The 23,356-nt window shown below is 53.5% G+C and carries 23 protein-coding genes, 1 tRNA gene and 2 pseudogenes; 15 read left to right on the top strand and 11 right to left on the bottom strand.

The annotated features are described in order from the left end of the window. Positions 1-187: 187 nt before the first annotated feature. Entirely contained in the window at positions 188-1,333 is a 1,146-nt protein-coding gene (locus tag QTO31_RS07340; protein ID WP_301428568.1) for a glycosyltransferase family 4 protein, read from the bottom strand. A gap of 12 nt (positions 1,334-1,345) precedes the next feature. Between QTO31_RS07340 and QTO31_RS07335 the strand changes: the two genes are divergently transcribed. From QTO31_RS07335 to QTO31_RS07325, 3 genes are all read left to right on the top strand, one after another. After that, complete coding sequence (locus tag QTO31_RS07335) at positions 1,346-2,392, top strand: CehA/McbA family metallohydrolase (protein ID WP_301428567.1); 1,047 nt, start codon at positions 1,346-1,348, stop codon at positions 2,390-2,392. Between the two features lie 275 nt (positions 2,393-2,667). Beyond that, positions 2,668-3,879, top strand: coding sequence for an anion transporter (locus QTO31_RS07330; protein ID WP_301428566.1), 1,212 nt, complete (start codon positions 2,668-2,670; stop codon positions 3,877-3,879). Positions 3,880-4,043: 164 nt separating this feature from the next. Further along, a tRNA-Arg gene (locus QTO31_RS07325) sits at positions 4,044-4,119 on the top strand. 185 nt (positions 4,120-4,304) lie between these two features. On the opposite strand, the gene QTO31_RS07320 is transcribed toward QTO31_RS07325, so the two are convergent. The 9 genes and pseudogenes from QTO31_RS07320 to QTO31_RS07285 all read right to left on the bottom strand — a co-directional run bounded on the left by QTO31_RS07320 (position 4,305) and on the right by QTO31_RS07285 (position 11,607). Further along, positions 4,305-5,507, bottom strand: coding sequence for a hypothetical protein (locus tag QTO31_RS07320; protein ID WP_301428565.1), 1,203 nt, complete (start codon positions 5,505-5,507; stop codon positions 4,305-4,307). An 86-nt stretch (positions 5,508-5,593) separates the two neighbouring features. Continuing rightward, on the bottom strand, positions 5,594-6,421 hold the full coding sequence (locus QTO31_RS07315) for a glycosyltransferase family 2 protein (RefSeq protein WP_031459547.1): 828 nt from the start codon (positions 6,419-6,421) through the stop codon (positions 5,594-5,596). 416 nt (positions 6,422-6,837) lie between these two features. After that, the gene (locus tag QTO31_RS07310; RefSeq protein ID WP_301428564.1) at positions 6,838-7,461 is read right to left on the bottom strand and encodes a chloride channel protein; all 624 of its coding nucleotides are present in this window, start codon (positions 7,459-7,461) and stop codon (positions 6,838-6,840) included. Continuing rightward, positions 7,385-7,930, bottom strand: coding sequence for a chloride channel protein (locus QTO31_RS07305; RefSeq protein ID WP_081910014.1), 546 nt, complete (start codon positions 7,928-7,930; stop codon positions 7,385-7,387). The genes QTO31_RS07310 and QTO31_RS07305 overlap by 77 nt, the downstream gene beginning before the upstream one ends. 51 nt (positions 7,931-7,981) lie before the next feature. Further along, positions 7,982-8,452 (bottom strand): SRPBCC family protein, encoded by a 471-nt coding sequence (locus QTO31_RS07300; protein WP_301428563.1) that lies wholly within the window; start codon positions 8,450-8,452, stop codon positions 7,982-7,984. A gap of 12 nt (positions 8,453-8,464) precedes the next feature. Further along, the gene (locus tag QTO31_RS07295; protein WP_051871118.1) at positions 8,465-9,337 is read right to left on the bottom strand and encodes a hypothetical protein; all 873 of its coding nucleotides are present in this window, start codon (positions 9,335-9,337) and stop codon (positions 8,465-8,467) included. Between the two features lie 108 nt (positions 9,338-9,445). Beyond that, positions 9,446-9,517: pseudogene (locus QTO31_RS19255) on the bottom strand (zinc ribbon domain-containing protein); the annotation flags it as partial. 28 nt (positions 9,518-9,545) lie between these two features. Further along, positions 9,546-10,847, bottom strand: a complete 1,302-nt coding sequence (locus QTO31_RS07290; protein ID WP_301428562.1) for a hypothetical protein — start codon at positions 10,845-10,847, stop codon at positions 9,546-9,548. 10 nt (positions 10,848-10,857) lie between these two features. Further along, the gene (locus QTO31_RS07285; protein ID WP_301428561.1) at positions 10,858-11,607 is read right to left on the bottom strand and encodes a VOC family protein; all 750 of its coding nucleotides are present in this window, start codon (positions 11,605-11,607) and stop codon (positions 10,858-10,860) included. 112 nt (positions 11,608-11,719) lie between these two features. Here QTO31_RS07285 and QTO31_RS07280 point away from each other — a divergent pair, with 112 nt between their 5' ends. The 12 genes and pseudogenes from QTO31_RS07280 to QTO31_RS07225 form a co-directional block, all read left to right on the top strand. Further along, the gene (locus tag QTO31_RS07280; RefSeq protein WP_031459552.1) at positions 11,720-12,724 is read left to right on the top strand and encodes an MDR family oxidoreductase; all 1,005 of its coding nucleotides are present in this window, start codon (positions 11,720-11,722) and stop codon (positions 12,722-12,724) included. Positions 12,725-13,158: 434 nt separating this feature from the next. Further along, on the top strand, positions 13,159-14,205 hold the full coding sequence (locus tag QTO31_RS07275; RefSeq protein ID WP_301428560.1) for a PhnD/SsuA/transferrin family substrate-binding protein: 1,047 nt from the start codon (positions 13,159-13,161) through the stop codon (positions 14,203-14,205). 78 nt (positions 14,206-14,283) lie between these two features. Further along, complete coding sequence (phnC, locus tag QTO31_RS07270) at positions 14,284-15,069, top strand: phosphonate ABC transporter ATP-binding protein (protein WP_301428559.1); 786 nt, start codon at positions 14,284-14,286, stop codon at positions 15,067-15,069. Continuing rightward, entirely contained in the window at positions 15,059-15,847 is a 789-nt protein-coding gene (gene phnE, locus QTO31_RS07265; protein ID WP_031459555.1) for a phosphonate ABC transporter, permease protein PhnE, read from the top strand. Before phnC ends, phnE begins: the two co-directional genes overlap by 11 nt. Further along, positions 15,847-16,677 (top strand): PhnE/PtxC family ABC transporter permease, encoded by an 831-nt coding sequence (locus QTO31_RS07260; RefSeq protein WP_301428558.1) that lies wholly within the window; start codon positions 15,847-15,849, stop codon positions 16,675-16,677. The genes phnE and QTO31_RS07260 overlap by 1 nt, the downstream gene beginning before the upstream one ends. A gap of 18 nt (positions 16,678-16,695) precedes the next feature. Continuing rightward, positions 16,696-17,115 (top strand): phosphonate C-P lyase system protein PhnG, encoded by a 420-nt coding sequence (phnG, locus tag QTO31_RS07255; RefSeq protein WP_031459557.1) that lies wholly within the window; start codon positions 16,696-16,698, stop codon positions 17,113-17,115. A gap of 18 nt (positions 17,116-17,133) precedes the next feature. Then, a complete protein-coding gene (gene phnH, locus QTO31_RS07250; protein WP_301428557.1) occupies positions 17,134-17,766 on the top strand; it encodes a phosphonate C-P lyase system protein PhnH in 633 nt (210 codons plus the stop codon). A gap of 51 nt (positions 17,767-17,817) precedes the next feature. Continuing rightward, a complete protein-coding gene (locus tag QTO31_RS07245; RefSeq protein ID WP_301428556.1) occupies positions 17,818-18,984 on the top strand; it encodes a carbon-phosphorus lyase complex subunit PhnI in 1,167 nt (388 codons plus the stop codon). Then, positions 18,984-19,850 (top strand): alpha-D-ribose 1-methylphosphonate 5-phosphate C-P-lyase PhnJ, encoded by an 867-nt coding sequence (locus QTO31_RS07240; RefSeq protein ID WP_031459560.1) that lies wholly within the window; start codon positions 18,984-18,986, stop codon positions 19,848-19,850. Before QTO31_RS07245 ends, QTO31_RS07240 begins: the two co-directional genes overlap by 1 nt. Further along, a complete protein-coding gene (locus QTO31_RS07235; RefSeq protein ID WP_031459561.1) occupies positions 19,847-20,686 on the top strand; it encodes an ATP-binding cassette domain-containing protein in 840 nt (279 codons plus the stop codon). Before QTO31_RS07240 ends, QTO31_RS07235 begins: the two co-directional genes overlap by 4 nt. Before the next feature lie 14 nt (positions 20,687-20,700). Beyond that, a complete protein-coding gene (locus tag QTO31_RS07230) occupies positions 20,701-21,390 on the top strand; it encodes a phosphonate C-P lyase system protein PhnL (RefSeq protein ID WP_301428555.1) in 690 nt (229 codons plus the stop codon). Between the two features lie 50 nt (positions 21,391-21,440). Then, positions 21,441-22,661 (top strand): annotated as a pseudogene (locus QTO31_RS07225) (alpha-D-ribose 1-methylphosphonate 5-triphosphate diphosphatase); the annotation flags it as partial. On the opposite strand, the gene QTO31_RS07220 reads toward QTO31_RS07225, so the two are convergent. Then, positions 22,602-23,114: a hypothetical protein gene (locus tag QTO31_RS07220; protein ID WP_031459564.1), complete on the bottom strand. Its 513-nt coding sequence runs from the start codon at positions 23,112-23,114 to the stop codon at positions 22,602-22,604. The pseudogene QTO31_RS07225 and the gene QTO31_RS07220 sit on opposite strands and share 60 nt — an antisense overlap. Positions 23,115-23,356: the final 242 nt, after the last annotated feature.

Genomic DNA, 23,356 nt, shown 5'->3' with positions numbered 1-23,356 from the left:
CGTAGGTCGCTTCAACATGTTCGGATGTTGGTCATATTCGCCAATACATATCGTTCACCTGCAACGTTAGCCCAAAAGCACGCGCCACCAGCCTTGTGTGCCAGGAAAGCATTGGTGAAACCGGCGCACGCTCCCTGTTGTTAGAGGGGTAGAACCTGCCCCAGGCGATACATTGGTTGTTATCTGCTCACGACACGGTCAGCAGCACCTCAAGCGTTTGCCGGGCACAGGCTTCCCACGTAAACAAACGGGCACGAGCCAGACCACGCTGACGCAACGTTTCGCGCAGCGTTGCATTGTCGATCATCTGCATGATTGCGGCAGCAATCGCATTGGTATCGAGGGGATCAACCAGCAACGCCGCTTCACCGGCCACTTCAGGCAGTGACGAACTGGTACTGGTAATGACCGGGGTGCCGCACGCCATTGCCTCGATCACCGGCATGCCAAAGCCTTCGTAGAGCGATGGAAAGATAAAACACAGCGCACCAGCCAAAAGCGCAGGCAGTTCGCTGTCGGCAACGTATCCGATAAAATGGACGTAATGCGTGATTCCTAACTCCTGCGCCCGACGTTCAATTGGAGCACTTAGCCAACCACGTTTGCCGACGATCACCAGATCGATCTCATATCCGGCGGCTAGGGTTATTGCCAGTGCCTCGATAACCCGGGTCAGATTTTTGCGTGGTTGCACGGTGCCGATGTAGATGAGATAGGGACGTTGCTGTAAGCCATAACGAGCCTGCACGTCGCTGATCAGATGGGAATCGGCAGGTGGCCTGAATGTCTCACTCAAACCGTGATAGGTAACTGTAATCCGCCCTGGATCAACACCGTACCACGTCACCAGATCGTGTTTCGTTGCTTGCGAGACGGTGAGTACGTGACGGGCCGCACGGACGTTCCAGCGGGTCGTCAGTTCGAGTTCGAGGCGACGGCGGGCGGTATGGGCTTCCGGGAATACGCGGAACCCTACGTCGTGAATGGTAACGACCGTCGGTGGGTGGATGAGAGGGATCACATGGGCTGGTACAAAGAGCACATCAGGGCGAGCGAGCCAGCTTGTCGGACCAAGCCGGAGGTGTGTCCAGAGACGCGGGAGACGAATATCGCGTACTGTTGTGCGTGGACGCAAAGGCGGGAGTCGTTCACATCCACCATTGGTATACAAGCGGAAGCTAACATCAGCAGGTGCGATCCGATCAAGAGCCGCAATCACTTCATAACTGTACCGTTCAGTACCGGTACGTTGCTTCATCGTCACCCGACTGGCATCAATATCGATGATCTTCATACTGCTCTGTGGTAGCATGCAGAGGGCAACATTTGTCATCTGGAGTGTACCATGAATTATCCGTTCGTCTATCCTGGTGCAATACACATGCACACGACCTATTCTGATGGCTCGGCGACCTTTCCGCAACTGATAGCGGCTGCCCATGAAGCAGGGCTACGCTGGATCATCGTGACCGATCACGACACACTGGCCGGTCTGCCGTTTGCCGGATGGCACGACGATGTCCTGGTGATCGTCGGTCACGAGATCACACCCGATCATAATCACTTCCTGGCCCTCAATGTGGATACCGTGATCAGCAATGAATTGCCGCCGCAGCAGTTCATCGATGAAGTGTACCATCGCGGAGGCTTCGGCATCATTGCTCACCCCGATGAGCGAGTTCGTAATTCGTTCAAAGACATTTATCGCTGGGATGACTGGACGATTGATGGGCCGAGTCAGCGTGAAGGGCGAGTGGTTGGGTTAGAGCTGTGGAATCTCATGAGCGACTGGAGTGAACATCTCACCGACCGCAACAAGCTGGCACTTATACTAAACCCGCGTCTTGGTCTGAGTGGTCCAACGCTAGCGACGCTGGCCTGGTGGGATCGGCTCAATATGGTTGGCCGACGTACCTTTGGGATTGGCGGAGTCGATGCTCATGGCTTCAAACGTCAGGCGCCGTGGGGTGAGATTGAAGTCTTCCCCTACCCGTGGATGTTTCGCACGCTGACCAATTACCTCTTGCTGCCTGAGCCGCTCAGTCACGATGCGACAATTGCCACCAATCAGGTCTATGCTGCGTTAACAGCCGGTCGTTGCTATTTCGTCAACCGGCTCGACGGTGATGCGCCATCAATAGTTTTTCGGTTAAGCCGACCGAATGCCCTGGCCGAACTGGGGGATACGCTCAGTCTGACCGATAGCCCTCTTCTGGTTGAAGTTGATGTCGGCGCCGATGCCTATGTTCGTCTGATCGTGAATGGCGAGGTCATGACCAGTGGCGTGCGACGGATACGCCAAACAGTTACCGACGATGGTGTCTATCGCGTGGAAGCTTACTGGGGTGGGAAACCCTGGCTCTTTACTAATCCGATCTTCGTGACTCCCTGAGTCTGGTAGACCGGCGTACCCGCTACAAGGCCTTGGAACATGTTCTCCTGCGTGCAAGGGGTAATGGCGTGCTCCGAGATGGGCGCTTGCCATCCCTTCACCGCAGAATGCAGGCCTTCACCCTGCCCACACAAACGAGCGGATCAGGCTCTGAAACCCGCTGAATCGCTGGCAACAGGACAGTATGGCAATACGTCTCCTGGACATGCATCGCATTTGCTCATACAATACCGCTGTACAGTCATCATTCTTGTTCTTAGAAACCTGTATCATTTATGGTGATCCCCGTTCTTACGCTGCTCATCGTTGCAGCGACAATCATTGGTATTGCCGTTGGTCGCTGGCCGCTAATTCGCGCCGACCGTACCACAATTGCGCTGATCGGGTCGGCACTTCTGCTTGGCATTGGCGCCATCTCGCTCGAAGAAGCCTACGCTGCGCTCGATCTGGATACCATCCTCTTACTTTTCGGCATGATGGTCATCAACGGCAGTCTCTTTCTCTCCGGCTTCTTCGGCTTTATTACGCAACGAGTCGTACAATTCGCCCGTGGTCCACGCTCATTATTAGCCCTGGTCATTGGGGCGAGCGGCGTATTATCGGCGCTCTTCCTCAACGACACCATCGTGATCATGATGACGCCAATCGTCCTCGAGGTAACTCGCTCGTTACGTCGCAACCCGCTACCCTACCTGATCGGTCTGGCGGTAGCGGCGAATATCGGTTCAACTGCTACCATTACCGGTAATCCACAAAACATCATCATCGGTAACGCTTCTAAAATCCCCTACCTCGATTTCGCCATCGCTCTGACCCCAACTGCCCTCATTGGGCTGGTGATCTGTTGGGTGATTGTCATGCTCGTCTATCGTGACGAATTCCAGGGCGGTACCCTCACTGCTCCTGATATTCTACGCACACGGATCTACCGTCCGCTCCTTCGCAAAGCAGCGCTGGTCATCAGCTTCATGCTGATCGCATTTCTCATCGGTGTACCGGTACCGCTGGCGGCATTTTTAGCGGCGGCCATCCTGCTTACCACACGGCGCTTACGTCCTGAGCGCGTGTTCAAAATCATCGACTGGAACCTTCTCACCTTCTTTGCCGGACTTTTTGTGGTTACACACGCACTCGATGTTCAAGGTTGGACGGAACGTCTCTTTATTACGCTGCGCCCACTGGCTCAGGCTGGGATGGTACCGTTCGGTATCGTATCGGTCATTCTCTCGAATCTGATCAGTAATGTACCGGCCGTGCTCTTGTTACAGGGATTAGTACCGGCGTTTGCCGATCAACAGCGAGCCTGGCTAACGTTAGCGGCAACAGCAACCCTGGCCGGCAACCTGACGTTGCTCGGTTCGGTCGCCAACCTGATCATGGCCGAACTAGCCGCACGCTGGGGAGTACGGGTAACCTTTAGCGCGTATCTGAAGGTCGGTCTGCCGGTAACCATCTTGACTGTCATCGTGAGTCTGGTACTAGTTTGAAAAAAGGTGGCAGCGGTACCGTGCTCACCAATTGCTGGCGCACGTGGCTGGCGAGAGGTTCCTGGCGCAAGAGTCTGGTATTGGTGCGCGTAAAAGATGGTCGTGCTGTCGCATCACTCATACTTGCACGTAAAGAACGAGTATGGTACACTCGGGAAGGATACGCCCTCGTAGCTCAGGGGATAGAGCAGCAGTTTCCTAAACTGCGTGTCGTGCGTTCGAGTCGCACCGGGGGCGCCAGCAGCAAACGTGGGCAGAGCGATGTAGCTCTTTGCCCACGTTTGGTTTTGGCGTAGGTCAACGAGCGATCAAATATAGCATAACCGGCCAGGGTTCGATTACCATCCGCTATCACGCTCAAGAGCATGTCGGTTCGCAGCGAGCCGATCCTACTCAAAGCTTCATTAGTCGTGAAGCGACTGAATTCATTCAGACAGTTGCGCAAACTGCCGTACAACAGGTGCGCCGGGCGGCAATGATGTGACAGCCTGTCTGGTCAAGGCAACCAACAACAGCAGACAACACCCCCACCACGATGAGCCAAACACTCCATAAGCCAGGCGGGTATATTCTGGTAACAAATCAACGGTAAAAGGAAATATATCGGCTACTGCGTACAGATACAGCCCAATCAAGGCCGGTGTTGAAACAGCCGAGTAAAGGAGGACGGGCCAGTGTTGGTTTGCAGTTGCCATGATCATAAACGGCAACACCCACAACACATATTGCGGTGAGATACCTGCATATACCACATAAAACAACAGGAACACGATCGTTGCCTGCATTGGCAAGGTAATGTGAAACCGACTCATATACCACACCGCCCATCCGTACAGACCAAGAAAACCGTAAGCCGACAGCGAAATCACTTGCAGAGTCATATCAACCGGAAAACGTTCACCGGTAAGCGGGACATAGATTGTGCGGACCGGGACCATCACACCGAGCAGGGCATGTCCACGATAACCAAACAACTCGCGAATCACGGCTGCGGCATCGGCGAGCAGAAATGGGATGAGCAGGAAGAGCACCGGTAGTATGGCGTAGAGGATGAAGTGAATCTGGCGAGACAATGATGGTTGCTGACGGGCAAACATGGGTAGCAGTAAGACCGGAAATGACTTTAGCGCAATGCCAATGCCGAGCGCACCGGCTGCCCGTCGCCAGTGGTGTTCGGTGAAAAGCATCGCCAGTGCTACCCCACAGACAGGGAGAGCATCGAACTGACCGTGCCAGCACGAGATGATGATCGATACCGGATTCAGGGCGTAGAGTGCGGCGGCTAACAACGCACGCTGGGGGAATTGCGTGTGACGCCGGACGTACCTCCAGATAATAGCCACCATCGCAACATCGGCAATGATGATGGGGAGGCGAATTGCCAGTGAAAACGGCAAGACACCTTGCCAGTGAAGCCACAATGCAGTCATTTCAAAGCCGACCCACACCGGCGGGTACGGATATATGCCCGGCGTATGCGTGTATAGACCAAACATCCCCCGTTGATGAATAATCTCCGCTACGTGTTGATAATTATGGATATCGATAATATCACGTGCAGATAAACTTGCGCATAAACGCACGACACCGGCCAGGATCAGTAACCAGGCAATACGCGACATCAGCATCAATCTCCTGTTCGTCTCCGTGCTCTCTGTGGTGAGAACATTACCTTTGCCGACACTCACCACAGAGCACACAGAGTACGATCCATCTACTTTTCGTCTCCGTGCTCTCTGTGGTCTCTCAAGAGCGTGTGATACACAGTCAGACCAATTGTGAGTAACCAGGTTGCGAGTAGCCCATAATGCTTTTGATAAAAATAACGTAAACTGTTGCGGTAATGATGACTGGCAACACGGGCAGCAGACCAGCTTTGCCCGCCAAGATGAACGACAGCGAAGGTAGGGATATACATCACTTTCCAACCAGCTTTCCGCATTCGCAGACACCAGTCGTTATCTTCAAAATAGAGGAAGAAGTGTTCATCGAGCAGACCGACCTGCTCGAATGCGGCCCGCCGCACACACATACACGCCCCTGAAACCCAATCCACTTCCAGAGGTGACCGGACACCCCAATCGTGCAGATCACCACGCCTGAACAGCCGGTAAAGACCACGTTTGGAGAGGTAAGGTAATGTCGGATCGTTACCATATGCGAAGGCTTGGGGTGCCCCGCTAGCCGTTAACAACTGCGGCGATAAGATAGCAGCCTGGGGATATGCTTCAAGCAGCGCCGGCAAACGGACCAATGTCGTAAAAGGAGCCAGTACGTCACTATTCAGAAGGATTACTGCCTGACCGGATGCCAGGCGGAGGCCGAGATTATTACCGGCAGCAAAACCCAGATTCTCTTCACTACAGATAACCTCTACCTGTGGAAACTCCCGCCTGACTGCCGGTACCGTCTCGTCGTGTGAGGCGTTGTCAACCAGAATGATTTGCCAACCGGCCCGATCCGCTTCTGTCGCAAACTGTCTCAGACAGTTAAGTGTTAACTCACGGGTGTTGTAGCTGAGGACAATGACCGAAGTCTTCATCTGCGACCTTTGTGTCTTGACTGGCAATAAACCTGTGGATGATGGTACCACGTTTCGCAGCAGGATAGGTTTCTGGTGGTGGTCAGCAGGTCTCCGATGTTCGATAGCGATTGATCTACTAATGAACGTGACGAACGCACGGTGATCCAAACTGCCTGGGACAGGTGAGAACCTGACTGTGACAGTGGGATATGCACTGTGCGCCAATTGTATTGATAACGTCTCATGCCATACCAAATGTTGCTAAGCAAACCTCTGGATCATTGACACGGATCGTGTCACTCCCATCTGTTCACCGCCTTCCTCGTGTTGACGTATGAGTTTGATGGGATGGTTGTACACGGGTTACCCAGACAAGGTTGAGGAAGGGTGCTATGAACTACTGAAGCCATGCTTCAGCAGTTCAAACGTCCTGATTATATCCAGACAATAACACAAGCCCCATACCCAATCAATGCCCCCAATACCAGAAGTGGAGCGAATATACTACCAGGTGCACCAGTGCTGTAACTGGCAAGGGTAAGGAGCATGCGCATTGTGAGAAAACCCAGAACAGACTGCATGCCGATTTGTCCTAACAAAATATGCTCGGTAAAGCGATGACCACCCCCAATAAATTCTGGATACCAGAAACCAGCCAGATCTACGATTGCCCCGATGACAGCCGTGTAGAAAAGTTTCTGGCGTTGGTTTAAACGATCAACCAGGCTCAGCCCTCCGACCAAAGCTTTATTGAAGAGAACACCAACCAGGCCACAGACAACCCCTAACGCAGCAAACATCGCTAGGGTGTGCAACGGCTGAATTGAATGATCGGGGACAATAAATACTGGTAATTGCCCGGTAAACAGGCGACTAACCACATTCCCAACCACAGCCGCTACAAATGCAGCACTAAAGACCGTCGGACGGAAATCTCGTTGTAGTTCTTCTAACACAAAAATCAGACCGGCCAGCGGCGCGTTAAAAGCGGACGCAAGACCGGCTCCTGCTCCAGCCGCAATTAAGGTCAGACGCTCGCGTGGCCCGCTGTGAAGCATTGCAGCAACACCGGCCAACAGCACCACCGATCTGAACGCTCGGCCCCTCACGACCTAACACTAATCCGCTTCCAAGGGCCAAAACACCCCCGATCAACTTTACCGAAATGATACGCTGCCATCGTAGATCACGTAGACGGTGTAGTACAGCTTCAATGTGAGGAATCCCACTGCCGGCAGCCTCTGGTGCATAGCGCTGCGTGAGCCAGACAGCTAGAGTCGCACTACTGACCACCCATAGTATTGTTAGCAACCATCCAAAGGGCACCTGCTGGAAAGACTCTATCATTACCGTGCGTAATCCATCAGCAACACCAATAAGCCAGCAGAAAAGAGTAGTATAACCACCAGCCAGCAGTCCTACTACCATCGCTAGCGGGAGTAATCGTCGTCGCTGTTGTCGTTGATCGAGGTATTCGGCTAACTCATTGGCCAAAACTTTTGGTTCAGAAACGGGAGCTGTGCTCATACCTTTATCGTTCCGCTGCAGGATCTCGGTTATCGTATGCAAGCAGTCCAATCACCGTGAAGGTGTCACCTCTTCACACACCTGACGCAGGCGTATCATTTGGGCCTGGGCGTCCAGTTTCATCAGCGGGGCAATCGTGAGCGGCCAAATGAGATCAAGACCAGGCACACGCAAGCGGTACTCAATGCGATTGTGGATAAGCGTTTGATCAGGATTTTCCTGCGACGGGAACCACTGCCAGGCATCAAACCCTTCCCAGAAGCCGTCGAATGCCCAGAGAATCAGGCCCGGTCGTCGTTCAACGACGAGATAACCGGCTTCTAGCAATGGCCCTACACCGGTTAGCCGTAACCGCCAGCGCGCACCGGTCGCGAAGTTCCAGCCGTCGAGCGGTATAAATTGCACGGCTGGCGACATCCAGCGTTTCATCAATGCCTCATCGGTCATAACTGTCTCGACACGATCCATCGCGGCATGAACCACCACAAATTCTTCGAGCAGATGTGGAAAAGCAGCTTCCATCGTCGTATCCTTTCACGAGCCGGTCGGTAGCGACCAGATACCAAAATTGTCGAAGTGAACCTCAACCCCACCTTCTTCGCGGTAGCAGGCCGTTGAAACGCCAACCCGTCCGGCGCCAAAGGTGGTATCACGGAGATCGGCAGCCAGTGCGCCGTTCACGAACAGCCGAATCCGATCACCTTGTCTGATGACACGTAGCCGATTCTGCTCACTGATGCGGGCCAAGCGACGTGGATCACCTTCGGCTAACACAACCGGTTCGCCTTCGGTTGTGATCGCCGAGAGGCGGTAATAGTCAATGAAAAATTCAAACTTGTAGAAGCCAACATTCCGTTGCTCGGCAAAAATCAAACCGCAACTACCATTCTCTCCACCACGGAAGATTTGACAATCGACTTCGCTCATAAAATCAGTGAATGAGCTGAGTTCGTACAGTTCATACGATGTGCCACGTCCAGTCCACAATACCTTAAATACACCATCTTCGATCAGGTCAAGTTCAATCTCTTGAAATTCTCCGGTAAACCAGGCATTCCTGTTATCAACAAATTCATCGTAAAAGACTTGTCGCGCATGAGCGAAGAGTGTACTGACTTCAGCGTCGAGTGCTGCTGCCGTTTGCGTAGGGGCAATCTCTGTCAATGCCTGGGCCGTCTGTGCCTGTGCTATTTGTGCCAGTGCAGCAGCACCAAGAGGTGTCGGCTGACCGATGATTCCACCGATAGCGGTCGCCGATGCTTTCTGGAGTACGAAAGTGGTAGTGCGAGCAGGAGAAGGCGTCAGCACTGTCGCCACCGATGGCGGCGCTGCTTCAGGTGAGCGAAATAATTGGATAAGAAACGCACGACTCCCAATGACAACTAGAGCTAGTAGAGCAACAGCCATAATGATCCAGCGCCATCTGCCTGTCTGAGCGGAGGCGATGCTGGAAGATGGTGCGGGTGGAGTTTCCGATGGTAGCGGTATTTGTGGTGGTTCCGACAAACGGTTACCACAATTGGGGCAAAAACGCCCGGTAGACGCGACTGGCGAACCACATTGTGGGCAAGATCGTTCTGAAGACATAGCTTTTGCGCCTCACGCTGTTCAATTCTTAAACCTGTCGTGCACCGGCAAGACTCACTCCGGCCAGACTCCCGCCAACGATCCGCACCGGCAACCCGATCAGAGACTGGTATTCAGCCGTGATCCGTTGGATATCGCCTTCGGCGTCATTGCGCCCCAATACTACGAGTGTCGCCTGCGTTGCAGCTACCGGCTGGCGTACTCCCAGAATGGTTGATGCGACCAGACGTTCGGCTAAGGCTTGTGCGTGCGGGTCGATCAACCCAAGTGCTGCTTGTTCCCAGTGGCTTTGGGTGAGTAATTCCCCAATCAGATGCACATCCTCCTCGCGTTGTAGTCGGCTTGCCGCAGCACGCAACAGGGCCAGGATAAGCCGCGATCGCTGCTGTTCAGCAAGGACAAAGCTGGTTAATGCGGAAGGTGTCATCTGCTCGGTCGTCGCGCCGGTTGTAACGCTCGTGTGCGCAGGGAGTCGGTCACGTAGGTAGCGTATAAAATCCGTGAGACGCAGTGAAGCCAGGATTGCTCCCTCTTGACCCTGCGGAAGGTCAACCGCTGTTACTAGCTCAGCGACAAGGCGTTCCGCGAGCGTTAATGCGGAACGCAGGCGAAATGGTGGTTGACGAGGTTCATCACCGACGCGAATCGTCCAGATGGCACAACCTGGCGGCAGATGAACATTCCCGCCGATCAGGGCCTGATGTGGCTGAACAACCAGTACTTCATTGGCCGGTGCGCAAACAGTCGTTAGCGTGCCGATCAATTCCAACCCGCGACTGTCGAGATGATACAAACCCTCGGCGCAGGTAATCGCCAGCTCGCGTGGCGCAAGGTGAACATTGTAGGCGGTCACCAGAGCCTGCGCGACCGCAGCGATAACCGTAGCAGCACTTGCTTCACCGGCGAGTGGATGTAAAAGCAGCCGTGCACCCCCACCAAACCGCACAAACTCTTCGCGCATCAGGGCAACCCAAGCCATTAGTGCTGGCCCCCACCACGAACTGCGCGGTGGACGATGACGATCAATCTCGCTGACGGCATCTGCATATTCGTGCGGCCCCGATGACAGAAACAAGGCAGTGCAAGGAATGGATTCAGTCCGTTGCCACACCCGAATCCGAATAACCGGTTCAGGATCAGGCTGAAGTGCTACCAACACCCCGCCACCGGTTGGCCAGAGTAGCGTATGGATTCCGGTTTCGGCAACTACCCCACCACACAGATCAACCCAACCCGGTGCACGTACCACGGTTATAGAGCGGTCACGGTCGAAAAAACCACCCCGCTCGGCACGCACACGTTGCAAAAAACGCTCAAATTCAATAGCCACAAGCAGGGTCCTATGCTACATGTTCAGCCACAATCGCCGCACCAAGCGTTGCGGTAAGGTCGGGAAAATGCAACCCCTTCAGGGTAACGGCACAGATCCCTTCGCCCCGGCGCATTAGCCGATCAATCACGCGCTGATCACCTGAATCTGGACCACGTAGCACAATGGTACTTTCACCCAACGGAATGCGCACCTCAGCGGGAGCTGCCTGGGGTGTGATCCCCAACAACATCGCATAGCGGCCAGCACTTGCTATGGGATTGGTTACTGCTACAATCACTTCGGCAATACCCCGCGCACCATTACTGTGCCCCCAAAAATCAGCATCAGGCACCCGCAACGAACGATCGGTTACATCACCGCACAAAAATGGGAGATCGGGACTGGGCGGCCATGCCGTCTCCCAGGCCAGGCTGAGACCATCAGGTCGGATGCGACCACCGGGAACTGGTCCATTCATCATTAAGCCACGGTCGGCTGCTGCGGCAACAGCAATCGTCGTATTGACCGGCAACAGGGCAAAATCGATCAGACCAGGACCGACAGCTACGTGTCGCCACCAGCGATGTTCAGGAGCCGGCCGTCGAAACGCCAGCAACTCAAGGTACGTTCCATCAGGAAAGCTAATCAGCGCATTATGGGTCGCGCCATCAGCATGCTCACCGCCTGGCGCCACCACAAATCCGGCTGCGGTATAGGCCGCTACTGCCGACGACAATTGCTCTACCAAAATGACGACGTGATCAAGTGCGTGAATCATGCAAACTCCATTACAGAAGGTATAGTGGCGGTTCCTGTTGGCAAAGACTCCTATCCTCATTATAATCGACAATACAGAAATCACACCTGATAGCACAAAAGGAGAAGCGGCGATGAGTGAAGAACGCTTTACGGCCCTGGTGGTGGAGGAGGGGGCTGACGGTCGGAAGGTTGAGTTTCGCGAATTGCCTTTAAGCGCCTTACCAGAAGGTGAGGTGTTAGTAAAAGTTGCCTATTCTACTCTCAATTATAAAGATGGTCTGGCGATTACCGGCAAGGGAAAGATCCTGCGCAGCAGCCCGCTGGCGCCGGGGATCGATTTTGCCGGTACCGTTGTCGAGTCGGCAGATCCGCGCTACCGGCCCGGCGACAATGTCGTTCTTACCGGCTGGGGCGTCGGTGAACGGCACTGGGGCGGGTACAGCCAGTACACACGAGTAAAAGGTGAATGGTTAGTACCACTCCCAGAGGGAATGAGTCTGAAACATGCGATGACCATCGGTACCGCCGGATTCACGGCGATGCTCTGCGTGCTGGCCCTTGAGCGGCATGGGTTTATTCCCGGACGCGAAGTGCTTGTCACCGGCGCCGCCGGTGGTGTGGGGAGCGTTGCAGTAGCTTTGCTGGCAAAGGCTGGCCATAAGGTGATTGCGGCAACCGGTCGTCCTCATGAAGAAGCTTATTTGCGTGACCTCGGCGCCAGCGGCATTCTTGATCGAAATGTACTGAGCAGTCCCGGTCGCCCACTCGAAAGTGAACGCTGGGGCGGCGCTATCGATACGGTTGGCGGGGCAGTGTTGTCGGGCGTATTACGGGCAATGGCAATGCGCAGCGCAGTTGCGATCTGCGGCAATGCCGGTGGCGCCGAGTTTACGACCAGCGTGTATCCATTTATTTTGCGCGGTGTGACAATGATCGGGATCGAATCGGTCATGGTACCGCGCGAAGAACGACTCGTTGCCTGGGAACGACTGGCCCGCGATTTGTCGCCAGTATTGCTGGATCGGATGACAACCGTCATTCCATTCGCCGAATTGCCCGCTTATGCCGAACAGATTACTAATGCGCAGACCCGTGGTCGCGTGGTAGTCGATATTCAGAATAGTAAGGAGCGGTAAGAAGGCAGATTTCCTATCCCTGCATCAACCCTCTTCCTTTCTCAAAGCGAGAGAGGAAGAGGGCTAGAGGGGAAGGTGAAGGCTTCGCAATGTTTCAATGGTTAGTCGTGCTTGATACACGCATGAACGTCATGTCGCCACTAATAGCAATCTCCACCCTGCGCCGTTCGTCCGAGAGTGCACGTTACTGACCCGCCTGCATACCCCGACAATCAAGAACATTTTTCCAGACCCACACGAAACGACTACATGGTTGCGCCGCACGCTTCTCAACTCTTCCTTCTCAAGAGTGATGTACACCTTTTGCACAGACTTTATACTAGCTTATTCAATTCACAACTTTAACATAATCTTCTCATAACAATAACCGGCTATATTGCACAAGGCGATGCAAAAGCCTCGTCAGCGATGCCTGCAAAGGAGGATGCCCGGTTATGCAGTCGATACGATTCCTGATCGTTTTGTTGATGGTGACACTGGCACTGTCTGCATGTGGTGCCAGCGGTGGTGGTACGGCAGCAAATCCAAATTCACCGATTATCATTGCCTGGTTACCCAACGAGTCTGGCGCCGAACTTAAAGATGCACGTGACGCTATCGGTACAGTCATTAGTGAAACGCTAGGTCGTCCGGTTGAGCATCGAACAACCACTGACTACCTGATCGCAGTAGAAGCACTGGCTAACAACACTGCCCATCTCGGTTTCTTCGGCGCTGAAGCATACGTGCAGGCGCACGACAAGAACAGCAAAGTGATACCGTTGGTCATTCCAAGCGGTTCTGACGGTCGGCTCGAAACGGCTGTCTACTACAGTTGGTTAGCAGTAGTACGTGGTCAAGAAGGGAATTACCAGGAAAACGGCGTCTTCAAAATCGACAACATTCAGGGTAAGCGCTTCTCATTCGTATCGCCTAGCTCAGCCTCAGGCTTCCGCGTACCATCTGCGAATATCGTCAAATACTTCAGTCAGCAGGAAAAGTGGAAGAATTTGACCTCTGAAGAGCTGATTGAAGGCGGCCCGAATAAGTTCTTCAGCGAAGTTCTATTCGGCCAATCGCACCAGGGAGCCGCCATTAACCTCCTTTCGGGTAAAGTGGATATTGCCTCGTTCTGCGATGCCTGTGTTGCCAACTATATCGAGTTAGTATCCGGTGAGGAAAACAAGCCCGGTGCGGTGTATCGTGTTCTGAATAACGCTCCCGAACCGTTTGATAAGTTCCCCGGTGCCGAGTTTGTGATTATCTCATCGACACTGGTCATTAATGCTCCATTTGTTGCGAACAGCAGTATGTTGACTGCCGATGAGATCAAACGTCTTCAGGATGTGCTAACTTCCGATACTGTTGCCAATAATCCTCGCATCTTTGCGACGAAAGCAGAGATTGATGCAGGCTTCAAGCCATTGTTCCGCAAGACAAAGGACGAACGGTTCCTGGCTGTTGATGACTCGTTCTTCAACCCGATCCGAGAGCTGCGCTGACGGAAACACAACGTATAGCACTGGCGCCAGTTGATCGATTGGCGCCAGTGCTTCATCTGTGAAAAGAGGTGAGGTTCTATGAGCCTGCTTGAACTGCATTCGGTGACAAAGCGCTACGGTGCCGAAACCCTTGCTCTTAACTCGATTACTTTTTCGGTTCAATCCGGCGAGTTCGTTGCGATTATCGGCCCTTCTGGTGCTGGTAAATCGACCCTACTGCGCTGTATCAATCGCCTGATCGATGTTTCAGAGGGAGATATTCTATTCAATGGCGTAAGCGTACCAAAATTACGAGGCAAGGAACTCCGCCATCACCGCACTCAAATCGGCATGATCTTCCAGCACTACAACCTGGTAAACCGTCTCAGTGTGCTCGAAAATGTGTTACACGGGCGATTGGGATACAAAAATACATTCCAGGGCATTCTTGGCCTCTACAGTGAGGAAGAAAAGCGCGAGGCAGTACGTATTCTCGAAACACTCGGTCTGTACGAGCAGATGTACAAGCGCTGCGATCAGCTTAGTGGTGGTCAGAAGCAACGTGTCGGCATTGCCCGGGCACTGGTGCAACAGCCAAAGATGCTGCTCTGTGATGAGCCAATTGCCTCACTCGATCCGAGTTCAGCCAAGGTCATTATGGATACTCTGCGCGAAATCAACCGCACAATGGGGATTACAGTCTTGGTTAATCTTCATCAGGTTGACGTGGCATTGCACTATGCCGAACGAATCATCGGTATCAATCGCGGCCAAGTCATCTACGACGGCCCGCCACATGCACTGAGCAATGCGCAAATCTACCAGATTTACGGCTCAGAGGCTGGCGAACTGATCCTTGATCTAAAGGAGCGCTATGCAGCCTGATACTTTTTTTCGCCGTCGCCGTCTCCAATCACTGCTCTTTTTCGTCGTTATTCTTAGTGTTACCTACGGCAGCATTGTACTCACGCAGTTCGATGTGGTACGAGGACTCCTTGCCGTACCACAAGCGTTTGCATGGGCGGTAGTAAACTTCATCCCAGACGAACGGGCCTGGTCGCGGCTACCAAATATTCTGAGCAAGCTGCAAGAGACGGTACTGGTTGCGATCGCATCGTCGACTATCGCCGCCGTGCTTGGCCTGGGATTAGCCCTCTTTGGTGCAAACACTACCCGTCCCCATCCGTGGTTTAGCCTGCCGGCCCGTGCGATTGCCAGTGTGTTTCGGAATATAGATGTATCGGTTTGGGCGTTAATCTTGCTCTTCTCGTTTGGGCAAAGTGGGTTTACCGGCTTTTTCGCTCTTTTCTTCGTTACACTTGGCTTCATCACGCGCGTGATGATTGAGACTATCGACGAAGTGGGAGTGGAACCGATTGAAGCACTACGCGCCACCGGAGCAAGTTATGGTGCGATTATCAGTCAGAGCGTTATTCCATCTTGTTTGCCGCAACTGATCAGTTGGCTCCTGTACATGATCGAAACCAATATCCGCAGTGCCACGTTAGTCGGGATTCTGACCGGAACCGGTATTGGATTTTTGTTTGATCTCTACTTTAAGAACTTCAACTACGGGTCGGCCAGCCTAGTGGTATTGGTGACAGTTGCCGCCGTTTTACTCATCGAAACGGTATCGAACGCTATCCGAAGGATAATTCTGTGATGGAAGCATCTCTACCCTCACGCCGAATCCGTTTACGCCCACGCAATCGCGCCAACACCGTATTACAAGTCACTTTGATCACCTTGGTGTTGCTGACTGCGTATGGCCTGGTGACACTCGACACTCGCAACATCGATGTGTTTGCCGCTTTGGGCAATATGTTCAACGACTTTCGGATCGTGTTTCTCGAAGCACGATTAGAACGATTAAGTTGGTTTGAATTGTTTCGGGAGTTGATAACTACTGTCGGTATGGGGCTACTAACAACCGTTACTGGTGGGATCATTGCTTTTTTCCTCTCCTTATTTGCTGCCCAGAATCTGACGCCGCGGCAGGTTACCGACACTGTGAAAGCCCTAATGGCATTCATCCGTGCTGTTCCGACCGTGCTCTGGGTACTCTTCTTTGCTGTCACAACCGGTCTGGGAAGTGTCGCTGCTATTCTCGGTATGACCTTCCATTCGATCAGCTATCTGGTGAAGGCATACGCCGAGACATTTGAAGAGCTTGATTCCGGTATTCTGGAAGCACTGCGTGCGAGTGGAGCTAACTGGTGGCAGACGGTGTTCCAGGCAGTTGTGCCGTCTACTGCCTCTGCTCTTCTTTCGTGGACGTTTGTGCGCTTCGAGATTAACTTCTCGGTTGCGATTGCGATGGGTGCAACTGCCGGTGCCGGCGGTATCGGATTTGATATGTTTATGGCAAGCGCCTTCTACCTTGACTTACGCGAGCTGGGTGTGTTCACGTATGCAGTACTGATCTTCGCCATTCTGCTGGAATGGACCGCAACTCGTCTGAAAGAAACGGTCGGGATTAAGCGTCCGGTATAGTATCGATCAGGAGTTCGCATGCTTAGTACCTCTCATATTCTCAGTTGTAGTCCACCGCATCTGGTTTGTGAATTGGCCGAACAGGTGCTGACCAGATACGACCGTGAGGCAATAACATTCATCAGCGGGCCAAGGTATGTGCTGGTGCAATTGCGGGTCGTTGATGGAGTAGCCGAGACGGTTTTTCATGCGGGCGAAATCCTGGCTACCGAAACCAGATTAGAACTTAATGGGCAATTTGGCTTTGGCATGGTTATCGGACGTGATGCCGATCACGCAACTGCGCTAGCTGTGCTCGATGCAGCCCTACGCATGCCGGGCAATCCACACGCTGACCTGTACCCGCGCATTGCTGAATTGGAGCGCACCCTACGAGCCGCCTGCGAACAACGTTTTGCCGCTGCCGCTGCCACCAGAGTCGCGTTTGAGACCTTTTGATGAGCAAGAGTAATCTCTATGAGCCTCGTTGCTGCACCGCAAACACCACTTGAGCGATTCAACGGTCAGACCTTTCGTGTTCTGCTCGATTGTCTGGCTCGTCCTGGCAAGATCGGGCAGTTACCGCCACCTCCATTTACAAATGTCCCCTCACCTGCTGATGGAACACCGCCTCAGCTTACGGCCATTGCTGCCTGTATGAGTCTGCTTGATCAAACGGTGGGTTTTGTGCATGCCATCAATCAGACCTGGCTACCAATCAATCATCCACTATCGCGATGGATCACGGTGCGTAGCAATGTCCGCATGCTCACGCCATCAATGGCTGACTTCGCATTGTTGCACGATTTGGCCAGTATTGCACTCCTGCCCGAATTGCCTGTGGGAACAATGCTCTACCCCGAACAGAGTTGTACCGTCTTTCTCTGCGTACCAACCCTTGTCGCCGGTGGCAGCACTCTGCGTCTGGCAGGACCGGGAATCGCCACGACGGTGACCGTTGGGTTACCTGAGGCTACACCAAACGAGCTAGCAGTATTAACCGTGCGACGTGGACAGTTTCCATTAGGGATCGATCTCTTTCTGATTGATCGGCAAAGCTGCTGTTTGGGCTTACCACGCACGACCGAGATTACGTTATGCCGGTACTGAGACACACATCGGTCGTATTCTGAACAGGACAACACCGATCAAGGAGCAATTATGGGATACGTTGCTGTACGAGGTGGGAGTGAAGCTGTAGCACGTGCCGAAGAACTGGTTGATTGCCTGCGCCTCCTTGGCGGCAATACTCCACTTCAACTGCCACAAATACGGGATCAGCTACGTCATGCAGTCAGCCGAGCAATGCACGAGGGCGCACTCTACGCCCCGCTCCTGGCTGCACTGGCAATTAAACAGGCCGAGGGTGATAGCATCGAGGCCGCTTTTCTACTCCGCGCATATCGTACAACGCTGCCGCGTGTGATGACATCGTTACCGCTCAGTGGACGTGATATGCGCTGCCTGCGTCGTATCTCTGCTTCGTTCAAAGACATACCCGGCGGCCAGATATTGGGGCCAACGACCGACTATTTGATTCGGCTATTGCAACCGGCCCTGATGCACGAAGATGTGCGGGCAGTGATTAAGGCTGCCGAACGGTATCGAGAGCTTATCGCCAGTGCTCATCATCAGCCGGGTGAAGTAGGTCAGTTTCCGAAAGTCATCGACTATATGCGTCAAGAGCAAATGATCGTTGACATCCCCCCAGAACCGTCTGCTGAAGAACCTTACGATATTACTCGCGAACCGCTCATCTTTCCCTGCCCACGCAGTGCCCGTTTACAGGCGCTGGCGCAGGCCGATACCGGCAGTTTGATGAGTCTGGCGTATAGCAGTGTGCGTGGCTATGGCGATGCGCACCCGACTCTGATCGAACTACGGTATGGGTATATCGCGGTGCAAGTTGCTCACCCCCTCACAGGTGAGCCGGTCGTCATCGGTGAGATTGAGGCTACTGAGGCTGAGGTTGCTTCAAAAGCGCATAGTGTCACCAATACTAACGAGCCGCCACGCTTTAATGTCGGATATGGCTTTGCGTTTGGTCAGAGTGAGCTAAAGGTCATGAGCATGGCCATTCTTGATAGTGTCTTAACCCAGGCCCGTGCCGGCAGCCTGGCAGGAGAGTCAGGGCCAGCCGCACAGGAAGAATTTGTGCTGCTCCATACCGACGGTATTGAGGCGAGTGGGTTTGTCTCTCACTTCAAATTACCCCACTATGTCACATTTGCAGCCGACCTTAGCGTCCTTGGCCGTGCCCGTGATCATCACGCCCAGCGCCAAACACGTCTCAACCAGCTCGTTGATCAGGCGATCAAGGAACAATAATGACTGAACTGACAGACCAGTTGTACCATTTTGCGCTTCTTGATGAAGATGCACAGCGGGAAATCCGACGCAAGCTGTTGAAAGCCGTTGCCATTCCCGGTCACCTCGTTCCTTTTGCTAGCCGCGATATGCCTATCGCGCGTGGATGGGGCACTGGTGGACTACAAATTACGCTTTCGCTGATTACGCCGGAAGATACGCTCAAAGTGATCGATCAGGGTGACGACGAAAGTGTAAACGCAGTCAATCTGCGTCGCCTCATTACCCGTACCACCGGTGTTGCGACGACGACTGATACTACTGCAGCAACCATCATTCAAACCCGCCACCGAATACCCGAAGAGCCGATGCGGGCCGATCAAATTCTGGTATTGCAGGTACCAATGGCCGATCCACTCCGCTGGGTGGAACCAAACATCGAGCGCGCAACAATAATGCACAGTGAAGCCGATTACGGCAAGATGTGGGTGTACATGTACGAGAGTATTGTGCGCGCAGGCGATCTTCGTATCGCCAGTCAATATCCGGTCATAGTCAATCGTCGCTATATGATGGACACCACACCCATTCCACGCTGGGATGTACCAAAGCTGCACATGGCCGAGACGCTCTATCTCTTCGGTGCCGGTCGTGAAAAACGGATCTATGCTGTCCCACCTTACACCGCGGTCGAGCCACTTCAGTTCGAGGACTATCCCTTTCGCACGGAATATCGTCCAGGTCAACGTTGTGCCCGTTGTGGTGCCGAGAACACCTTTCTCACCAGTCATTTTGTAGCCGACGCGCATGGCGGTCGGTGGGAAACTACCTGCTCGGATGTATCGTATTGTACAAAACGATGTGCAGCAACGGAGACAACTGCATGAGCGAACAGTGGCTTTTACGAGTCGAGCAGCTTGAGAAGCACTTTGGCCCTGGCTGCCCGGTGTGTCGTCAGCTTACCGGCCCGACCACCGGTCGATCACGCTGTCCACGGTGTGGCACCGTCTGGGCTTGCGTCGATGTGAATTTGCAACTTCACGCAGGTGAAGTCCTGGGCATCGTCGGTGAGAGTGGCAGCGGCAAGAGCACCCTGCTCCAAATGATCTATCTTGCCTTGCGCCCCGACAGTGGTCATATCTGGTATCGCGAGAGCGACGGTCAACTGCGTGATCTGACCACCCTTAACCGCTACGAAGCACGTCTGTTCCAGAACACACACCTCGGCATTGTTTATCAACGGCCAGAGCTTGGCCTAAATATGCGCTTTTCAGTTGGTGGAAATGTCGCCGAAAAATTGTTGCTAGCCGAGTGGCGGCACTTTGGGCGCATTCGCGTTCGTACCAGCGAATTGATGAACAAGACCGAATTACTACCCGAACGGATCGACGATGAACCGACAACCTTTAGTGGCGGGATGCTCCAGCGCGTCCAGATTGCCCGAGCATTAGCCAGCCATCCAACCATCCTGTTACTCGACGAGGTCACCAGCGGCCTCGATGTTTCAGTTCAGGCCAGAGTACTCGATTTGCTCCGTCGTATCCAATGGACGGATCGGATCACAATGTTGCTGGTTTCACACGATCTAGGTGTAGTACGTCAACTTGCACGCCGCACTATCGTGATGAAAAACGGCCATATTGTCGAAGCCGGCCTTACCGACCAAATCTTGGAAGACCCTCAGCATCCGTATACCCAGCTCCTGGTCTCGTCGGCATTGTAAACCATTTAACACGTATGAATTATCTTCTTGAAGTCAAAAACCTTTATAAATCATTTACACTGCATCTAATCGATGGACGCACTATTACTCCGGTGTGTGACGTAAGTTTTAGCGTTGCTGCCGGCGAGCATCTCCTGATCCACGGGCGCAGTGGAATGGGGAAAACCAGTATTCTCAAATGTATTTATCGCACCTATGTGCCGACGTCGGGTACAATCTGGTTTCAATCGCACCAGTTTGGGCGAATCGATCTGAGCCGTGCCGATGAACGGATCATCATCGACCTCCGCGAAAGTGAAATTGGCTTCTGTTCTCAGTTTTTGCGCGTCCTACCACGAGTCTCTGCCCTTGACACAATCTGCGAACCCCTCTACCGCCAGGGCCTGGATCGTACAGCGGCCCAGGAGATTGGGCGTGAATGGTTACGGCGATTAGGGATTGCTGCCGAATTGTGGCAGGCCAGTCCGATGACCTTTAGCGGCGGTGAACAACAACGGATCAACTTGGGCCGGGCATTTATTGCCCGTCCGCGCCTGCTGCTCCTCGATGAACCAACCGCCAGCCTCGATGAGACCACCAAACAGGTTGTAATCAACATGATCCGGGCTGCACAACGCGAAGGAACGGCTATCATTAGCGTCTCTCATGACCTGACGGGTTTAGGAGTGTATGCAGATCGGCAGTGGACATTCCCATCAAGGTAAATGTTGAGACGTTCTTCGATCAGTGATCTACTTGCTGGAACACGAGGAAAGCTGTGCAATTCTTACTCACTAATGCTACTGTAGTATTACCTGATCGAGTCATTGAAGAGGGCTGGGTTGCGATTGAACGCGGGCACATCAGTGCCATCGGACGCGGTTCACATCCGCTAAGTGCAACGATACCCCAACTCGATCTGGCCGGTGCATATTTGCTCCCTGGCCTGATCGACCTGCACTGTGATGCCATTGAAAAGCTGGTACAACCGCGCCCCGGTGTCGAAATTGAAATCGGTGTTGCACTACACGCCGCCGACCGTCTCTTGCTCGGCTGTGGTGTCACCTGTCAGTTTCATGCCCTTTCGCTGGATGATGCTGAATTTGGAGTACGCAGTGAACGTTTTGTCCATGATTTTCTCCACCATCTGGCAACAGAGCACCACTGCGGGGCACGTCATTTCATTCATGCGCGCGTCGAAATGAGCAGTCAACGTGGCCTTGAAGCGCTGAAATTGATGTTAGGGCATCCCCTCGTACGGCTGGTCTCGATTATGGATCATAGTCCGGGGCAAGGACAATACACGACCGAAGCGGCGTTTCGAGCGTATGTTGCCCAGACGACCGGCCGCAGTACAACAGAGATCGATGAAATCCTGAACCGCAAACGGGCTTCCCAAAAAGACATCCCTGAGCGAATTAAACAAGTTATCGAATGGGCTACTCGACACGGCTTACCGGTCGCCAGCCACGATGACGATACCCCAGAAAAGGTAGCCCAGTGGGTTCAGTATGGCGTGCGGATTGCCGAATTTCCCACTACATTGCGCGCTGCACAGGCTGCGCATGCCGCAGGAATGGCAGTGGGCATGGGAGCGCCCAATGTGTTACGCGGAAAATCGAGCAGCGGCAATGTGAGCGCACTGACCGCGATTGAAGCCGGTGTTGTCGATTGGCTCTGCGCCGACTACTATCCCGCCTCTCTCTTATCGGTAATCTTTCGTCTCGCCGACCGTGGAACGCTCAGCTTACCGGCTGCCGTAGCGCTGATAAGCTACAATCCAGCACGAGCAGTTGGTCTCGATCACCTTATCGGCAGCATTCAGCCTGGTCGTATTGCCGACTTGATCGTCGTGCGCCGCATGCCCGATCCAGTGGTGCAACAGGTCTTTGTGGGAGGGCGACCGGTTTACACCTGGGCCGAGCACATCGAGCCATTACCCTTTACCGGTCACCATCCGTTGCCCAACCATTTGCCGCCACCACACAGCGATTGACCCAAACGACCAGCGGACAAGACCTTCAGGGCCGATAGCAAAGAGGAATGCCAGCGGAATACCGCTCAACCAGCGTCCCCATTCTGGCGGTGGTTGACCATCAATCGATAACATACCAACGTAGCGAATGCTGTAACCGTTGAAAATCCCGCCGATCTCCAGACCCACGACTGTCAGCCAGAAAACAAGCGCAGCGAAACCCCACTTGCGAGAAAGCATGCCGGTTGGCCAGAAGAGTAATTTGAACAGACTGCTCAGAACATACCCGGCGCCGAGAATAATGATCGTTACGTACCCGCTGCTCTGTAAGGTGGAAATGAGCCAGATCACGAATCGCTGGAATCCTTCGTTGTGGCCAAGAAGCCATTCGGTGATCCAGACACTGCGCTCAAACCACCACCAGCCGGCCAGTGGGAGAAACACAACTGCCAATGCACATTTGAGATGCAGCATAGGTATAGAGAGAAAACGTCATAGCAATACAGAACATCCTTTTACAGTATACAGCATTCTCGTCGATCAAGGATTTTTAAAGTCTTCCAGGTATGTTCATCATACTTAACGTGAGTTCGGGATAAGGAATTGCACTGCTACCCACTGGGACGGCGGCGATGGGATGCGCCTGATGGCGGCGCTGCGGGGTCGGTCATCGAATCAAGCCAAAGTCGAGCAACCCGCTTATGCCGGCACAGGGT

Source organism: Chloroflexus sp. MS-CIW-1, from assembly GCF_030444705.1.
Taxonomy (GTDB): domain Bacteria; phylum Chloroflexota; class Chloroflexia; order Chloroflexales; family Chloroflexaceae; genus Chloroflexus.
The sequence above is the reverse complement of the archived record's forward strand: the minus strand, read 5'-3'. Positions and strand labels throughout refer to the sequence as shown.

Bases quoted from the DNA above. Each gene is read 5' to 3' on its own strand.
- QTO31_RS07340 (WP_301428568.1), bottom strand. From the start codon at position 1,333: ATGACAAATGTTGCCCTCTGCATGCTACCACAGAGCAGTATGAAGATC.
- QTO31_RS07335 (WP_301428567.1), top strand. From the start codon at position 1,346: ATGAATTATCCGTTCGTCTATCCTGGTGCAATACACATGCACACGACC.
- QTO31_RS07330 (WP_301428566.1), top strand. From the start codon at position 2,668: ATGGTGATCCCCGTTCTTACGCTGCTCATCGTTGCAGCGACAATCATT.
- QTO31_RS07320 (WP_301428565.1), bottom strand. From the start codon at position 5,507: ATGCTGATGTCGCGTATTGCCTGGTTACTGATCCTGGCCGGTGTCGTG.
- QTO31_RS07315 (WP_031459547.1), bottom strand. From the start codon at position 6,421: ATGAAGACTTCGGTCATTGTCCTCAGCTACAACACCCGTGAGTTAACA.
- QTO31_RS07310 (WP_301428564.1), bottom strand. From the start codon at position 7,461: ATGCTTCACAGCGGGCCACGCGAGCGTCTGACCTTAATTGCGGCTGGA.
- QTO31_RS07305 (WP_081910014.1), bottom strand. From the start codon at position 7,930: ATGAGCACAGCTCCCGTTTCTGAACCAAAAGTTTTGGCCAATGAGTTA.
- QTO31_RS07300 (WP_301428563.1), bottom strand. From the start codon at position 8,452: ATGGAAGCTGCTTTTCCACATCTGCTCGAAGAATTTGTGGTGGTTCAT.
- QTO31_RS07295 (WP_051871118.1), bottom strand. From the start codon at position 9,337: ATGGCTGTTGCTCTACTAGCTCTAGTTGTCATTGGGAGTCGTGCGTTT.
- QTO31_RS07285 (WP_301428561.1), bottom strand. From the start codon at position 11,607: ATGATTCACGCACTTGATCACGTCGTCATTTTGGTAGAGCAATTGTCG.
- QTO31_RS07280 (WP_031459552.1), top strand. From the start codon at position 11,720: ATGAGTGAAGAACGCTTTACGGCCCTGGTGGTGGAGGAGGGGGCTGAC.
- QTO31_RS07275 (WP_301428560.1), top strand. From the start codon at position 13,159: ATGCAGTCGATACGATTCCTGATCGTTTTGTTGATGGTGACACTGGCA.
- phnC (WP_301428559.1), top strand. From the start codon at position 14,284: ATGAGCCTGCTTGAACTGCATTCGGTGACAAAGCGCTACGGTGCCGAA.
- phnE (WP_031459555.1), top strand. From the start codon at position 15,059: ATGCAGCCTGATACTTTTTTTCGCCGTCGCCGTCTCCAATCACTGCTC.
- QTO31_RS07260 (WP_301428558.1), top strand. From the start codon at position 15,847: ATGGAAGCATCTCTACCCTCACGCCGAATCCGTTTACGCCCACGCAAT.
- phnG (WP_031459557.1), top strand. From the start codon at position 16,696: ATGCTTAGTACCTCTCATATTCTCAGTTGTAGTCCACCGCATCTGGTT.
- phnH (WP_301428557.1), top strand. From the start codon at position 17,134: ATGAGCCTCGTTGCTGCACCGCAAACACCACTTGAGCGATTCAACGGT.
- QTO31_RS07245 (WP_301428556.1), top strand. From the start codon at position 17,818: ATGGGATACGTTGCTGTACGAGGTGGGAGTGAAGCTGTAGCACGTGCC.
- QTO31_RS07240 (WP_031459560.1), top strand. From the start codon at position 18,984: ATGACTGAACTGACAGACCAGTTGTACCATTTTGCGCTTCTTGATGAA.
- QTO31_RS07235 (WP_031459561.1), top strand. From the start codon at position 19,847: ATGAGCGAACAGTGGCTTTTACGAGTCGAGCAGCTTGAGAAGCACTTT.
- QTO31_RS07230 (WP_301428555.1), top strand. From the start codon at position 20,701: ATGAATTATCTTCTTGAAGTCAAAAACCTTTATAAATCATTTACACTG.
- QTO31_RS07220 (WP_031459564.1), bottom strand. From the start codon at position 23,114: ATGCTGCATCTCAAATGTGCATTGGCAGTTGTGTTTCTCCCACTGGCC.